This window comes from Lysinibacillus sp. JK80, from assembly GCF_027557635.1.
GTDB lineage: Bacteria > Bacillota > Bacilli > Bacillales_A > Planococcaceae > Lysinibacillus > Lysinibacillus capsici.
Window position 1 is genome coordinate 1,866,267 of the sequence record NZ_CP058997.1, and the last position, 16,609, is coordinate 1,882,875.

9 protein-coding genes and 1 pseudogene are annotated in these 16,609 nt (G+C 36.4%); 1 reads left to right on the top strand and 9 read right to left on the bottom strand.

Annotated features, from left to right (window positions below; all coding sequences use genetic code 11):
• Positions 1-2 precede the first annotated feature (2 nt).
• The 8 genes and pseudogenes from HXV90_RS09895 to HXV90_RS09930 all read right to left on the bottom strand — a co-directional run.
• Positions 3-1,649, bottom strand: coding sequence for a glycerol-3-phosphate dehydrogenase/oxidase (locus tag HXV90_RS09895; RefSeq protein WP_112117525.1), 1,647 nt, complete (start codon positions 1,647-1,649; stop codon positions 3-5).
• A gap of 18 nt (positions 1,650-1,667) precedes the next feature.
• Positions 1,668-3,161, bottom strand: a complete 1,494-nt coding sequence (gene glpK / locus HXV90_RS09900; protein ID WP_054550562.1) for a glycerol kinase GlpK — start codon at positions 3,159-3,161, stop codon at positions 1,668-1,670.
• An 18-nt stretch (positions 3,162-3,179) separates the two neighbouring features.
• Positions 3,180-5,042, bottom strand: coding sequence for a DNA mismatch repair endonuclease MutL (gene mutL, locus HXV90_RS09905; protein WP_269898900.1), 1,863 nt, complete (start codon positions 5,040-5,042; stop codon positions 3,180-3,182).
• A gap of 15 nt (positions 5,043-5,057) precedes the next feature.
• Positions 5,058-7,628 carry a DNA mismatch repair protein MutS gene (mutS, locus tag HXV90_RS09910; RefSeq protein ID WP_269898901.1) on the bottom strand — a complete coding sequence of 857 codons (2,571 nt, stop codon included), beginning with the start codon at positions 7,626-7,628 and terminating at the stop codon, positions 5,058-5,060.
• A 128-nt stretch (positions 7,629-7,756) separates the two neighbouring features.
• The gene (gene cotE / locus HXV90_RS09915; RefSeq protein WP_269898902.1) at positions 7,757-8,413 is read right to left on the bottom strand and encodes an outer spore coat protein CotE; all 657 of its coding nucleotides are present in this window, start codon (positions 8,411-8,413) and stop codon (positions 7,757-7,759) included.
• Positions 8,414-8,547: 134 nt separating this feature from the next.
• Entirely contained in the window at positions 8,548-8,985 is a 438-nt protein-coding gene (locus tag HXV90_RS09920) for a YlbF/YmcA family competence regulator (protein ID WP_004225842.1), read from the bottom strand.
• Positions 8,986-10,539 carry a tRNA (N6-isopentenyl adenosine(37)-C2)-methylthiotransferase MiaB gene (miaB, locus tag HXV90_RS09925; protein WP_406601356.1) on the bottom strand — a complete coding sequence of 518 codons (1,554 nt, stop codon included), beginning with the start codon at positions 10,537-10,539 and terminating at the stop codon, positions 8,986-8,988. It lies immediately after the preceding gene.
• Positions 10,540-11,321: 782 nt separating this feature from the next.
• Positions 11,322-12,526 (bottom strand): annotated as a pseudogene (locus HXV90_RS09930) (IS3 family transposase); the annotation flags it as partial.
• A 349-nt stretch (positions 12,527-12,875) separates the two neighbouring features.
• Here HXV90_RS09930 and HXV90_RS09935 point away from each other — a divergent pair.
• Positions 12,876-13,604: a hypothetical protein gene (locus HXV90_RS09935; RefSeq protein WP_233732487.1), complete on the top strand. Its 729-nt coding sequence runs from the start codon at positions 12,876-12,878 to the stop codon at positions 13,602-13,604.
• Between the two features lie 1,648 nt (positions 13,605-15,252).
• On the opposite strand, the gene HXV90_RS09940 is transcribed toward HXV90_RS09935, so the two are convergent.
• A complete protein-coding gene (locus HXV90_RS09940) occupies positions 15,253-16,521 on the bottom strand; it encodes a carboxylate--amine ligase (protein WP_269898903.1) in 1,269 nt (422 codons plus the stop codon).
• Positions 16,522-16,609: the final 88 nt, after the last annotated feature.

Genomic DNA, 16,609 nt, shown 5'->3' on the forward strand with positions numbered 1-16,609 from the left:
CCTTACTCCCCTTCTTTCACAAAATTTGTTGCATCGTTAATGGCTTGCTCTAATTCAGCAATATATCTATTTTTTTGCTCCTCTGTATAATTTAAGCGTTGTTGCATCACCTGAATCACTTGCTGTTTATAAAGTTTTACTGCTTCAATATCGAAGTATAATAAACCAGTCCGACGGATAAAGAAGTCGCTTGGTGTATAGACCATTTCGGCTTCAATGCCATACAGTAGCATCGCATGTAAGGCAAGAGGCATTGTACTACCATGTTCATGTAAAAATTTCACCCGATCAAATAAGGCATCTACATTCGTGCCATACTTTTGTACGAGATGCTTGGCTTCATCATAATTTAAGCCATATTGTACGCCTTCACGAGCTTTATAGGCAATATAGTCCGGGAAATTAATAGCGTTAATTCCCTTTGCACCAGAAAGTGCTAGCTCACGTGTTAAACAGGCACTTGCATGCTTGTAGCGACGGGACTTCACAATTTTATCCACAATCGTTTCAGCCATTTGGCGATAGCCCGTAAGCTTGCCACCCGCAATCGTCATTAAACCACTTGGCGCTGTCCAAATTTCATCTTTCCTTGAAATTTCTGATGGATCCTTACCTTTTTCATAAATCAGAGGTCGGACGCCTGCCCAAGAGGATTCAATTGTGTCTCTTGTGATAGTAGCAGTTGGAAAGACCTTTTTAGCAGCCTCAATTAGATAATCCACATCTTGCTGTGTTGCCACTGGATGTACAGGATTACCTTCATAGACAGTATCCGTAGTCCCTACATAGGTTTTGCCATCTCGTGGAATGGCAAAGGCCATACGACCATCAGCAATATCAAAATAAACAGCTTGCTTTAGCGGGAAATCCTTTTGTTTGAGGACAATATGAACGCCCTTTGTTAGACGTAATTGCTTGTTATCTGCTACTTTATCTTTTTGTCGTACGTCATCAACCCAAGGACCCGTTGCATTCACAATTTGGGCGGCATGGACATTGAGCATTTTCCCCGTCACATGATCCCTCACTTTAATGCCAACAAGCTTTTTCTTTTCATAAATAAATTCCGTCATTTCAGCATAGTTGAGGCAAAGCGCTCCATATTCTACAGCCTTTTTTAATACTTCAATTGTTAGACGGGCATCATCTGTACGGTATTCTACATAATAGCCACCGCCGACTAAGCCATCTTGATTGAGTAAAGGCTCTAATGCCAGGGTTTCCTGAGCATTTAACATCGTTCTACGTTCATGTTTTTTGACGCCCGCCAAGCGGTCATAGACCTTTAATGCCATAGATGTTGTGAAGGGACCGAGTGAACCCTTTTTATATAAAGGTAATAGCATTTTTTCAGGCGTTGTGACATGTACAGCATTATCATAAACAATTTCACGCTCTCGCCCTACCTCGGCTACAACTCCTACATCAAATTGCTTTAAATAACGTAGACCACCGTGAATCAATTTGGTTGAACGGCTCGACGTACCAGCTGAAAAATCCTGCATATCAATTAATGCGACAGAAAGGCCTCTTGATGCGGCATCTAATGCAATTCCTGCACCTGTTATACCACCACCAATGACTAATACGTCAAAGCTATAGTGCTCTAGATAATATAAAATTTTTGGTCGCTGCTCAAATGAAAACATACCTTTCTCCCCCAATAGCTATGATTTAAAAATTCGTGTTGCCTCTACAGCCTTCTGCCATCCTGTATACAGAGCTGTGGCTTGTTCTTCATCCATGTGAGGTTGATAGGTTTCCCCACTCACCCATAATGCAGATAAAGCCTCTTGGTTTGGCCAGAAGCTTGTCGCCAGCCCCGCTAAATAGGCTGCACCGAGTGCTGTTGACTCATTCAGTTTTGCTAGCTCTACTTGTAGCTGTAAAACATCACTTTGGAACTGCATTAAAAATTGATTTTTGACAGCTCCACCATCTACACGGAGTACTTCAATCGGAGTACCTGCTGCTTCTTCCATTGCATCTAGTACATCTTTCGTTTGATAGGCTAATGATTCTAGTGTTGCTCGAATAAAATGTTCTTTTGATGTTCCACGTGTTAACCCAAAAATGGCGCCACGTGCATCTGTATCCCAGTAAGGTGTACCGAGTCCAACAAAGGCAGGGACAACATAAACCCCATCGGTATGATCTACTTTTCTAGCATAGGATTCAGAATCCTCTGCTGTACGAATCATCCTAAGTCCATCGCGTAGCCATTGAATAGCTGATCCTGCTACAAATACACTACCTTCCAATGCATAGGTCACTGTCCCATCAATTCCCCACGCAATGGTTGTCAATAAACCATTTTCCGATGTCACTGCCTGCTCTCCTGTATTTAATAGCATAAAGCAGCCAGTGCCATACGTGTTTTTAGCCATTCCTTTGGTAAAACAAGTTTGTCCAAAAAGTGCGGCTTGCTGATCACCCGCAATTCCAGCTATCGGAATTTTTTCTCCAAAAAATATACTTGGAGCCGTTTCTGTATATATTTCTGATGAATTTCTCACTTCTGGAAGCATGGACATTGGGATAGCTAAAAGCTCACAAAGTTCCTCATCCCACTTCAATTCATGAATATTGTAGAGCATTGTTCGAGCTGCATTTGAGTAATCGGTCACATGAGCCTTTCCCTTTGATAATCGCCAAACAAGCCATGTATCAATCGTCCCAAATAATAAATCCCCATTGTCTGCCTTTTCACGAGCGCCTTCAACATTATCTAAGATCCATTTAATTTTTGTCGCTGAAAAATAAGCATCTAAGCGAAGCCCTGTCTTTTGCTGAAAATGTTCTTCCTGTCCTTGTTCTTTTAAGGTATTCACAATGTCCTGTGTTTGGCGTGATTGCCAGACAATCGCATTGTAAATCGGCTGACCTGTGTGTTTATCCCACACCACTGTTGTTTCGCGCTGATTGGTAATGCCGATCGCATGAACCTCACTTGCTTCATGGCCACTTTCGGTTAATACCGCCGCAATAACGGACAAGATAGAACCCCATATTTCATTGGCATTATGCTCTACCCAGCCAGCCTTTGGAAAAATTTGTTGAAATTCTTTTTGTGCTACATGAACAATTTGACCTTTTTTATCAAATAAAATGGCTCTTGAACTTGTCGTTCCTTGATCGATCGCTAAAATAAATTCACCCATCCATTTTCCCCCTCTCCCTTACATAACCCGTTTAAACATTTTTTCCACTTCATATGATGTAAAGTGAATAAGCACTGGACGTCCGTGTGGGCATGTAAATGGATTATCTGCATTGCGTAAATCTCGTAGCAATGTTTCCATTTGCTCTTTTGTTAAATAATGATTGGCTTTGATTGACTTTTTACAGCTCATCATAATTGCGGCTGCCTCACGTAGTTTTTTGATATCAGCCTTTTTAGTTGTCAACACCTGTTCAATTAAATCCTCAATGATTTCCTGTTCCTCCCCTTGTGGGAACCAACTCGGATGCTCACGTACAACAAAAGATGACTGTCCAAATTCCTCTAAAAATACGCCTACAGCTTCTAATTCATGCCTGTGTTCTCGTAAGATCAGTGCTTCATCTGCTGCATAATGGAATGTTAGTGGTAACAATAATGCCTGACGTTCATGAGGATTAACTTGACCGACTTTTTCACGGAAGAATTCGTATTTAATACGTTCCTGAGCAGCATGCTGATCAATTAAATAAAAACCATCCTCCATTTGTGCGACAATGTATGTGCCATGGATTTGTCCCACTACTTCGAGTTCAGGAAAGGGTTCCTTCGTAGGCATCTCTTCTAATATTTCCGACTGTACGGCTATTGTTACTTCATCAATTGTTTCAGCCTCTATTTGTGATGTAGGCTGCCAATTTTCCTCTCGAACCATAGAAATAGGCTTAGGCTCAACTATCTGTTCAAGATTGTTTTCTTGAATGGTTTGGACATCATATAATTTTTCTACGATGGCATTCATTTTCTCCACATCGATCTTCGGAGCAGGCTTCCAAATGTTTAATTGCTCAGTAGCTGGTTTAACTATTTTTTCTTTCTTTTCCATTTGTGGGACTCGAATAATGTTGCGTATTGTTTCACGAATGGTTTCCTCTATTAACTTTAAAAGCTCAGCCTCTTTACTTAAACGAATTTGATGTTTTGCAGGATGCACATTCACGTCTGTTAAGTAAGGATCACCCTCTATATATAGAACAACTATTGGGAAGCGCTCGATAGGTAAATACGTATGGTAAGCATCCACAATGGCCTTTTGTACTAAATAATGCTTGACCCAACGACCATTAACAAATAGAGACATATAATTTTTAGAAGCACGTGTTACCTCTGGTAAGGATACAAAGCCAGAAATTCGATAATCATGTGACTCGCCTTGGAATGACACCATTTTCTTCGCATTATGTATTCCATAAATAGCTGCTAGCACTTGTTGTACATCTCCTCGGCCATTTGTTTGCAGTAGTTGTTGACCATTATGCAATAATCTGAATGCTATTTGTGGATTACCAAGTGCGAGGCGATTCATCAGGTCTATTGTATGCCCTAGTTCGGTTTGAATGGTTTTCATATATTTTAAACGGGCAGGTGTATTAAAGAATAGCTGGGAGACTGTTAAATCAGTCCCTTTACGTAACGGACCAGGTTTATGAGTGAGGATATGTCCACCTTCAAGTTCTAAATGTGTTCCAGATTCACCATTTGATGTAATCAATGTCATTTTAGAAACAGAGGCTATGGATGCTAACGCCTCACCACGGAAGCCAAGTGTTCGAATACGAAATAAATCATGTTCCTGATGAATTTTACTAGTAGCATGACGAGAGAATGACATTAGTGCATCCTCTTCATCCATACCGCTACCATTATCTATTACTTGAATAGAAGTGAGACCTGCTTCTAGTAAAAAAACATCAATGGACGAACTCCCAGCATCAATAGCATTTTCCACTAGCTCTTTGACAACAGAAGCTGGCCTTTCTACTACCTCTCCTGCTGCGATTTTATTGGATAGCCATTCGTCCATAATTTGTATGTTTCCCACTAACGTATCACTCCTTTATTTTTTAGCGTTCACTAGCTCTTGCTGTAGCTCATATAAAATATTCATTGCCTGCATCGGTGAAGTACCTAGAATATTTACCTTTTCTAATTTCTTTAGCACCTTTGTCTCGGCTGGGGAAATCGGTTCGTCTTCTGTAAATAAAGACATCTGTATTGGTTGTTCAGCTATCACCTGTGTTTCGGCAACTACTTCTTTCCCTGCCTCAAAGTTCTCAAGTAATACACGTGCTCTAGCTAAAATTTCCTCAGGTAATTGAGCAAGCTGTGCCACATGTATACCATAGGATTTATCAGCCGCTCCTTTTTTCACCTTATGCAGGAAAACGACCGTACCATTTTTTTCAGTGGCTGAAACATGCACATTTTGTAAGCGTGGCAAATCCTTTTCAAGTGCTGTCAATTCATGATAGTGCGTAGAAAATAACGTATTGGCTCCTATTTTGTCATGAATATATTCCATCATCGATTGTGCCAAGCTCATACCATCATAGGTCGATGTTCCACGTCCAATTTCATCAAATAGCATTAAGCTATTTTTTGTTGCATGCATAATAGCATGTTGCGATTCAAGCATCTCCACCATAAATGTAGATTGTCCTGCCGCTAAATCATCAGCCGCCCCAATCCGAGTAAAAATTTGATCGGTAATTGGTAGCTTCGCTTTTTCAGCAGGTACATAGCAGCCCATTTGAGCCATAACAACAATTAATGCTACTTGACGCATATAAGTACTTTTACCAGACATATTCGGCCCTGTAATAAGCATCATATTGTTCTGCTCTTCTAGCACACAATCGTTTGGTACATACATTTGCTTGTTCAGCATTTTTTCAACGACAGGATGGCGTCCTTCTATAATTTTAAGGGCACGTCCACCGTGAAATTCTGGTTTCGTAAATCGATATTTTTCTGAGACGCTTGCAAAACTTAATAAGACATCCAATTCACTAATGTTTGCTGCTAGTGCTTGGACACGCGGAATATAAGTTTTTAATACATCACGAATTTTTACAAACAGGTTGTACTCTAATGTTAAGCTTTCTTCTTCAGCATTTAAAATCAATGCTTCTTTTTCTTTTAGTTCCTGTGTAATATAGCGTTCCGCATTCGCCAGTGTTTGTTTTCGCTCATAGCGTGTTAAATCTGCTAAATGAATATTTGATTTTGTAATTTCTATATAGTAACCAAAAATGCGATTATAGCCTATTTTTAAATTTTTAATACCCGTTTTCACACGCTCTTCTTGTTCAAGTTGGGCAATCCAATCCTTACCATTACGAGCGGCATAGCGAAGTTCGTCTAAGCGTTCATTATAGCCGTCACGGATAACATCCCCTTCTTTAATGGTAATAGGGGGATTATCTGTAATCGCTTTTGCTAATAATGCCTCGACATCTGAGCATGTATCAAGTTCCGCACCTAATTGCTGTAATGTTTCTTTATTTGAACCCACCAACTGCTGTTGAATAGTTGGCACTTGGCGTAAAGAATCACGCAATTGGGCTAAATCTCGTCCACCCACATTGCCAAAAGCAACACGACCAGCCAAACGCTCTAAATCATATACTTGTTTTAAGGATGCTTGAAGCTCTGTTCGTACAAAATATTCTTCCAATAAATCCGTAACAATCGCTAGTCTAGCCTCTATTGCTGAACGTGTGGCAAGCGGTTGGTGTAGCCATTGCTTTAATTTCCGTCCACCCATCGCTGTCACGGTGTCATCTAATAGCCATAAGAGTGTACCCTTTTGATCGCCACCACGAATCGATTGAATCAGCTCTAAATTGCGCTTTGAGCTAGAATCAATGCGTAAATAATTTTTAACTTCATTAAACGTGAATGCCTGAATATGTGATAAAGATCTCATTTGTGTTTGGTCAATATAAGCTAACAATCGAAGACACGCAATTTGTAACGGTTTTGGTACAGCTTCTAGATAACTTGCTGCTTTGTCCATAGGCATTTCATTCACTTCAATTGAAAGTACGATCCCAGCATTGACGGCATGCTCTGCTAATAATAGCTGCAAACTATCCGTGACAATCAGTTCTCGAATTCCGTAAGCCTGCATTTGCATTAATAAGGCTTTTCCATCGCCTTCAATAGAAGACGCTACGGCTTCACCTGTGGATAAATCTAAATAAGCATAGCCAAATGTTGTGTCATCTAATTGCTCTGCCGCTCCAATAAAATGATTAGATTTACCATCAAGAGCCTTTCCTTCCATAATTGTTCCTGGTGTGATAAGCTGAACAACTTCACGTTTGACCACACCTTTTGCTTGCTTTGGATCTTCTGTTTGTTCACAAATAGCCACTTTATAGCCTTTTTGCACAAGTGTTTCAATATAATTTTTAGCCGAATGATGCGGCACACCGCACATTGGTATTCGCTCTTTTGCGCCTGCATCTCGGCTTGTTAATGTAATTTCTAAAATTTGTGAGGCATTGATTGCGTCCTCAAAAAACATTTCATAAAAGTCACCTAATCTAAAAAATAAAAAGGCATCTTTGTAATCTTCCTTTACCTGTAGATACTGTTGCATCATTGGTGTATATGTTGTCATATCACTATTTACCTCGCTCTTGCCTTATAGATATATTTATTATAACAAAAGATACATGCGAAACGCTTTATTCACCTTTTTTAAGATGCTAGCATTTCGCATGTATCAAAAAATGATGTTTTTTAGACTTATCTTGGTCGTTCATCAGGAAACGATGAAGACTCTAACACATACCTACCTTCTCCTTCAGGACTTGAAGAGGAGGAGCTAGAACTAGAGCTTGATGAGGATGAAGATGAACTTTCATCATTAAGGCTCCAATCTTCTTCATAGTCTAGTGGATGGACACTAATACAAATTGTTGTTTCACCCATTACCTCAACAACTACTTCACGTTCCACTACAATTTCAAACTTTGTACCACATGGAGAGATAATCGCTTCAATACAATTTGGTTCTTGTATCACACGTACACGAACATCATCACCAACGCTAATTTCACCGTCTCGATAGTGAAGCTTCACTTTGTCTTTATAGTGAATCGTTTCAGAAAACACAGCTGTTTTCGAATGATTACTATAGGCATACCAAACATTGACATCAAATTTCCCTGTTACTTCTACAAATTTCCCGACTCTTTTTGCAGAGCAAGTGTGATTGATTACCCAGCACCCTAAAATACTTGTCGGTTTATTTGTTGGTGATAATGTTACACGTTCTTCCGTTCTCTTCTTCCCTTTGGCAACTACTGCTTTCGTCACGATTTGTCGTAAACGTTTCAGCGCAATTCCTCCTTCGACTCTTTTCACTCCATCATATGCAGGTAGCGCCCATTGGGTGAACATATATTTTTAGAGAATGAAATGGATCATTTAAAACTTTTCGATGAGAGGTCTATTATAGCAGCTGAATGCTTCAATAGAAGAAGACGTAAAAAAAGCTCGAATGACAGCATTCGAGCTTTGATTTCTATAATCTGTTAAGAGCAGCTACCTGGTTGAGTATTTTCTACGTATGAACCCGTTTCACCACGAAGAACATCGCCACCAGTTGAGCGAATAATTTCATTTGTAACATTATTTGCGATCGTATTTGAAACAAGTTGCAATAAATCATTCACATCGCCTTGTGATTCTTTAAATTGTTGCACAACTGGGATGGCATTAATTTCTTCCTCGATTTTAGCAATTTTATCTTCAATCATTTTTAATGCTTTTTCTTTCCCTAGGTGTTGGAAATTAACCGCTTGTTTTTGTAAGCTTTTTAAGCTTGCAATACGTTCACGTACTTGTTGATTTTCGTTAATTTGCGCTTCTGCTTTTTTGAAAAATTCAACCTCTGGCGTATTTGCAATCATATGTGCAATTTCATGTGATTTTTTAATTAAATCTTCTTTTGTATATAAGACTTGTGTCATTTATGCTTCCACCTTTTCATTTTTTACGACTTCCACAAATTCACCAGTAAGTGAATAGGATGTAGTCTCTGTTATTTTTACTTTCACTAATTGACCAATTACTTCTGCTGGTGCTTTGAAGTTAACTAAACGATTTTTCCTCGTATAGCCCGCTAACACATCGTCGCGTCGTTTACTTGTGCCTTCAACTAATACTTCGACAACCTGACCATTTAAACGCTCTAATGCTTTGCGAGAGTATTCACTCACCACTTCATTTAAACGTTGAAGACGCTCTTTTTTCACCTCTTCAGGTACATTGTCAATCATTTTTGCAGCTGGTGTACCTTCACGCGGCGAATAAATATACGTAAAGGCTGCGTCAAAGCCAACTTCACGGTATAAGGACAATGTTTCCTCAAACTGTTCCTCTGTTTCATTCGGATAGCCAACGATAATATCTGTTGTTAAGGTTACTTCAGGTATTGCCGCTTTAATTCTATCCACTAAACCAAGGAAATGCTCGCGTGTGTATTTACGCGCCATAATTTTTAGCACGTCATTCGAGCCCGATTGTACTGGTAAATGGATATGCTCCACTAAGTTGCCACGTTTTGCAAGAACTTCGATTAAATGATCATCAAAGTCACGTGGATGACTCGTTGTAAATCGAATCCGCGGAATATCGATCTTTCTTAATTCATCCATTAAATCGCCAAGACGATAATCAATATCCTCAAAATCTTTACCGTAAGCGTTGACATTTTGTCCCAATAACATAATTTCTTTGTAGCCCGCTGCCGCTAGCTCACGAACTTCAGCAATGATTTCCTCTGGTCGGCGACTGCGCTCTTTACCACGTGTATATGGAACGATACAATACGTACAGAATTTATCGCAACCATACATAATATTAACCCAAGCCTTAATGGAGCCAAGACGTTTCTTCGGCAGATTTTCAATGACATCGCCTTCTTTAGACCAAACCTCTATGACCATTTCTTTTGACATGTAGGCTTCTTTTAAAATGTTTGGCAGACGGTGAATATTGTGTGTACCAAACACCATATCAACATGTGGGTAGCTTCTTAAAATTTTATTTACCACAGATTCCTCTTGCGACATACAGCCACAAACCCCTATTAGCATCTCAGGGTTTTTTCGTTTATATTTCAGCAGGAAACCAAGTTCTCCAAATACTTTGTTTTCTGCATTTTCACGAATAGCACATGTATTTAGCAAGACAACGTCAGCCTCTTCAATCACCTCTGTTGGTGTGTAGCCTAGCTGCATAAAAATCCCGGCCATTACTTCTGTGTCATGCTCATTCATTTGGCAGCCATAAGTCATGATATGATAACTTTTTCCCTCGCCTATTCCACGGAAACCGTTTTCTAAAGCATATTGAATATGTTCAGCTACTGTTTTACGTTTTTTTCCATCAATCATTGATGGCCCTTGAAAATATGTTGAATAATCTTTTTCTGATTCTTTATTTTTATTTTTCGGTAATGTTTTTAGTTGTTCTTGCTCTAATTCAAAAACACTCTTACCTGTTCTCATTTCTTCACTCACTAAACGGACGCTCCTTCCTCACAAATGAATTATACAATTATTTTTATGTTTTATCATTAATAAGCAAAAAGTAATTGTTACAAAACTAAAACGTCACATTTCCTGTCCATACAAATAATTTTTACTAATCCTTTATAATAGATGAAACTTCACCTTTCTCAATAGTTATAACAATAATTAGAATAGTTTATAAATAATTCCAAACCTTTGTTATTATTGATTTATATAAAACAAAGGAGTTTAGGCGTTATAGGCTTTACTGTTGTAGCTGACAAATCAGTGGAATTACAAACGATCTTGAAGGAAAACCCGACATAAGTAATTTTGAGTACAAACCAGGGTATTTTTGAGTAGATAATGATATTACTTCAATTTATGACTTACATTCAACTGCAAAAGATGAATTGTTAGTTGTAAATGGAGGCACAGCTTTGGACAGATTGCATTATTATCAAAGGTTACAAGTGAAGAATTTAAACCTCTTTTAGCTAAAGAAGGTGGCGGTTCAAAATATATAATGGCTTTAGCTCAAACTGTTATTGTTGATGGTAAAACTGTGTCGAACAATTTGTTTTCAGATTATTTGTTCTACAATCAAAACAGGCTATACTAATATTATTTTGGAAGCAACACCCTCAAAGTTATAAAACTAAAGCTAATGAATACGAAAATGTACGAACATTGAAAGATTGAGATATTATTGATCAATAATAAATAACAAAAGACACCAGAGTAATGAACTGCTCCCTGTCAAGTAGACAGTGGAAATAATAAAAAATGTATTAAGCGGCTTGAGCCCTGAATTCTAAAGGACTCAAGCCGTTTAATCGTTTCTGATAACGATAGTAATTATAAAAATGAATATAATCATCAATCGCTAGTTTTAACCCTTCATATGAATCGAACTTATGCAAATAATACTTCTCACACTTCAATGTGCCCCAAAATGATTCAATTGGTCCGTTATCAATACATCGACCAACACGGGACATACTTTGTGTCATATTGGCTGTTTCCACAATTCGTTTAAATCCCTTCGATGTATATTGAAAACCTCGATCACTATGTATTAATGGCTGCTCGCCTGATTGTAATGATTGAATAGCTGATTTTATTGTTTTGAAAACAAGGGAATTATTATTCGAATGACCTAACACATAACTCATAATTGAACCATCATATAAATCGATAATTGCACTTAAATAAGGTTTTTTCCCGTTTCTATACTTAAACTCTGTGACATCTGTACACCATTTTTCATTTGGCTTTTCCGAGGTAAATGCCCGATTAATACGTTCTCCGCCACTGATGCGCTGGAGATTTACGATAAGGCTTTCTCTTTCGCCTAATAACGGACTTCAATCCACTCACCTGCATTAAACGATAAATACGCTTCTCGTTAACCGTCGCTTGATTATTCTTTATTCGCTGACGATTGATTGTCAATGTCATACGACAATAGCCGTAAATGCCATCTACTTGGTGGTAAAGGAGATCAATATCCTTTGAAATGGCTTCATTTTCAACTTCTCTGTTAGATGGCTTACGACTTAGCCACTTATAGTAAGCGGCGCGCGAAACACCCACGATTTCACATAATAAAAGAATCGAAAGTTTCTCCTCTTGGTGTAATTCTTGAATTGCTAAATAGCGTTGTTGTAAGCGAATTTGGCTTAGCGACGCCTCCTTTCGATTTACCTCTAACTTTTTTAAAAATAGATTTTCAGCACGTAAGCACTCATTTTCACGCTCGATTCGTTTGATTTCTAACCTTAAGTTTTTCTTCGGCTGTTAATTCAACTTCATTTTTTGTTCGACCGCGATGATCACGTAATCCCTCTTCATCAGTCGCTTCAAATTTCTTCACCCAATGGTATACCTGTTGATACGAAACATCATAGGCTTGTGCTGCTAATTGATAATTTTTCTGGCTCTTTAAACAGTAGTTGACAATTTGAATATGTTCCTCAAACGTTCTCTTTCTTCCTTATATAGAACTATTTACTTATGCAATATTTGCACAGATTTAATAAATTATTTAAATTTAAAATGTACAGATTTAATATTTCATAAATCGAATATTTAAATAAAGCACTACGTTAAATAAAGATTATGAAAAGCTATATAATTTTATCTTTGGTTAAAACCCTATTAATAATTCCACAATTGGATAATCATCATCAAAATTGTTAATATTTGTTTATTTTTGTAAATTATTATATTATTATATAAATAATCTACTAGAAGGAGGTTACTAAATGGAAATAATATAGTTTACTAGATATTGGTTGTCACACAGTGTTGAGAATCATATTATTAAAAGGATGGGATAAAAAATGAAAAAAATTATTACAGGAATCGTTGCAATAATTTTTATGTTTTCAATAACAACGCAGTTTCCCGCAACCGCAGCACAAATAGAAAATGAAACAATAGATAATTTATCGACTATTCTTACAAGTGTATTAGAATTAGATAAAGAATTTGATAAAACAATAGGTTTCGATGGAGACTATATTGCTATAGATACTAATTTAGCAAAAAAACAAGGTGCAACAGATTCTGATATCAAGCTTGCAATATCAAAAGTAAATGAACATAATCAAATAATAAACGATACATTGGCTATACAGCCATTTGTAACATATGATGAAAATGGTTTTTATTTTGATGAAGAGTCAGCTAGAAAAGAAAATGTATCTGAAGACTTAATTGAGTCTACTACAAAAGACTTTGAATTAATGAATTCTGTCCAGCCGTTAGCTGCATGTAACGGTAAAAGTAAGTATGAAAAGACTTCAGTTGGATTCTATACTTACTTTGATAGTTGTCAAGCTTCCAAGATAATAACTTATATTCAAATTGGAGCAGGAATAGCTACACTTGGAGCTGCTATCGCTGCCTTTATTGCTCCTCCTCTTGGATTAGCTACTATTATTGCAATAGGATTAATTGATATTGGGGCAACTGCCTTAAACTTATCAAGCGTTAAGGACTGTGGATTATGGATTAAATGGACAGGTACAGTAAATCCAGATCCTTTCTGGATAGGTTCTCAATGTTAATTATTAAAAAAGGGGGATAGTTGTGTTATCTATAGTTCCTATTATTCTTTTTGGTATTTCACTCACCCTTTGTATTGTACTATTTCTTAGAATGAATCGAATCAAAGAACGTAAAGAGAAATTACCTCTAATAATTCTATTTAGTTTCACTCTACTTAGTTTTTTAGTGCTATTGTATTCTGCACTATTTCATTAAATAACATTGTTATTTTTTTGAAGTGGGAATGAGCAGAACCTCTGAATCAGACTACTATTCAGAACGATGAAAGCTGAAAAAACACTCATTTGTTTTAGAGTTAAAAACAAATGAGTGTTCTTTTTTATGCTATTCTAGGTCACGTGCGCACACGCCTTTTCTTATACTACACTATATTTACAATGTCATAAAATTACCATAAAATACACACTCATTTTCACTTATATATTTTGTCATTTAAACATAAATTGATATGATAATAGTGGGGATTAAAGAATAACTTAAAATAACAAATATACCTTTTTAAGAGGTGATAAGAGATTGAGCTATAAGTATGATTTGTCGATTCGGCAAATATAAATCGGTAAAATTTAAATATTCTCATCAAAATATGTTTGAATATTCCGAAACCGTTATTGCAATAAATAACCAAAAGAAAAAGCACAGTCTGTAAAGATAAGATTCTATCATTTCATTTTTAAAAATTATTTCTTTAAAAGACCAATAATTCTACTAATTTTATAGGAAACTAAATAATTCTCACATTTCTCTCTATCTCCACTTCCTTCTAAAAGCGAATATATTTGAAGTAATTCAAAATAACCTTAGTGCCCCACTATTTTTATTTGATATCTAAGTGACTTTTTTTAAAAGCCGCAGCAACTATATAATGTATTGTATCAGATACATAATTGTTATATCTGTAATCTGAATAGCTACTTTCTCTTAGATAATCAATTAAGCGAATTAAGTCTCCATCAAGAACTAGTAATTTTTCAATAAGTACTTTAGTATTATTTGCATTAAAAATAAAGGGAGCTTTACCTTAGTTATCGAAAAATCTTTGAGATGTTTTCGTTGATATCATTTCAATATTAATAAGATTATTGGTTAAATCTTTTCCTACTGTTGGTTTAGTTTTTCTTCTAAAGTCAACAAATCAATCTTTATATCTTTAAATTCATTAGATAAACTTTAAATAATTTGATTTCTGATTTATACAATTTATGAAAATACTCTATAGCTTTTAATTGTTCGATATTATCCACAGCGCTCTCAAAAGAGTCTTTCCTAACCCTATTGTCATACACATGTGAACTCGCTATTAAAAGATTTTATAAGCATAATCAATATTATATTCACTAATTATTTTTAACAAATTGAAATACCCATCATTTTCAATTTTATTTTTGCGCAATTCATCCGTTATTTCCAATAAAGTACTACAATATTTTTTTACTATATTTGAAGGTACCAATTTTTATTTATCAGCTATTCGAAGCTTTCTAAAACAATTTCATCTAAAAGATAATCCTTTCTTTGATTCATTCTTATTAAAGCATTTTCTATACCTAAATTTAATGTCTCATAACGCTTTTCAATATCTAAATCACTTAACAAAATGAAATAATAAATACGAATCTTAAAGCCCTATCCTTCATTTCACATATGCTAACCATTGCTTTTGTTAAAATACTTGCTGTATTTTATCTGTAAATATGAATGATACAATTTCAGCTTTATCCAACGCTTGATATTCATATCTTCTTTATATAGTAATGCATCCGTGTATTGCCCTTCTTTCATTAATTGCTTTGCTTCTATTTTTAATTTTCCATTCTTCATGTATTTAAATAGTGTTTTTGAAGGAAGTAGTGACCATACATGCTTCGTCTGGACATATGTTCGTTCATGATTAACCTGGTATAAATAATCATCCACCACATATTGCATTAAATTATACCCGCTTGCGGTCACATAGTAGCTTGAAGCCCCTGCTCGCAAATTCATTTCAAATAGCTTGTATTTCCCGTCCCTTGCATCATATTTCATATCAAAATTAGCAAAGCCCGTATAGCCGATGTCCTCTAAAAAATGCCGAATGGATTCCATTAGCTGTTCATCATAATCGGTCATAACAGCTAAAGAAATACCTTTGTTTTGTGGAGATGGATCTTCGAGTAGCTTGTTGCTAAGACACATTAATTTTACTTTTCGATCTCTTCCTACATATACATCTAGAACACGGATATAGGAATCGTCGCCTGGAATAAATTCTTGAACGATTAAGGTGTCTTGATAGCTAGAACGATAAATACAGCCAATGATGTGCTGCATCTCATCTGCATCGTGCACTAGATATATTTTTTTCTTTTCAGGAAAGGAACAGTTCGTATAGGCCACGGTATTGGAGGGTTTAATAATAATGGGATACTGGATTGGAATTTCTCTATTTGAATGATGTTCCTTTGTTATAATGATGGTTTTGGGGTATTTTAACTGATATTTATCACAAAGCCTGTAGAACTTCTCCTTTGTTTGCACCCTATTTAGTAAAGCCTGATCAATGTAAGGTAAAATAAAGTACTTTTCAAGCTGCTCTTTATTTTCAATGATAAGCTCTGCATAGTAGCAGTCACAAACTAATAAAATCAATTTCTTTTGTTGGCACTGCATGGCCAATCCCACTAGCGCTTGTACAAAACGGGTAGGATCATCTAAATGTTCAACGTATTGAAAATCCAGAATACCGCTATTCTGCGTGGCAATTCCCTGTGAGCCTTTCAAAAGGAGTGAGCGCATCGTCCTCCCTTTTTTTACTGGCTCAATGACAAGACTTTTCATGCGGTAGGCTGCATAAAATGAGCGTGCTACCCCGTATGCATGCTGACCCGATTGTATAATAATAGGTAAAAAGGGTTGTTCTTTAATAGATGTCAATCTGAATCGCCTCACATTATAAAAATGAATTTAATCATTTGTATGCGAGTAAAATTGTACTTATGTAATACGAATAAAAGGCACTACA

Excerpts from the sequence above, each read along its gene's own strand:
- HXV90_RS09895 (WP_112117525.1), bottom strand. The coding sequence starts at position 1,649 with ATGTTTTCATTTGAGCAGCGACCAAAAATTTTATATTATCTAGAGCAC.
- glpK (WP_054550562.1), bottom strand. The coding sequence starts at position 3,161 with ATGGGTGAATTTATTTTAGCGATCGATCAAGGAACGACAAGTTCAAGA.
- mutS (WP_269898901.1), bottom strand. The coding sequence starts at position 7,628 with ATGACAACATATACACCAATGATGCAACAGTATCTACAGGTAAAGGAA.
- cotE (WP_269898902.1), bottom strand. The coding sequence starts at position 8,413 with ATGTTCACCCAATGGGCGCTACCTGCATATGATGGAGTGAAAAGAGTC.
- HXV90_RS09920 (WP_004225842.1), bottom strand. The coding sequence starts at position 8,985 with ATGACACAAGTCTTATATACAAAAGAAGATTTAATTAAAAAATCACAT.
- HXV90_RS09935 (WP_233732487.1), top strand. The coding sequence starts at position 12,876 with ATGAAAAAAATTATTACAGGAATCGTTGCAATAATTTTTATGTTTTCA.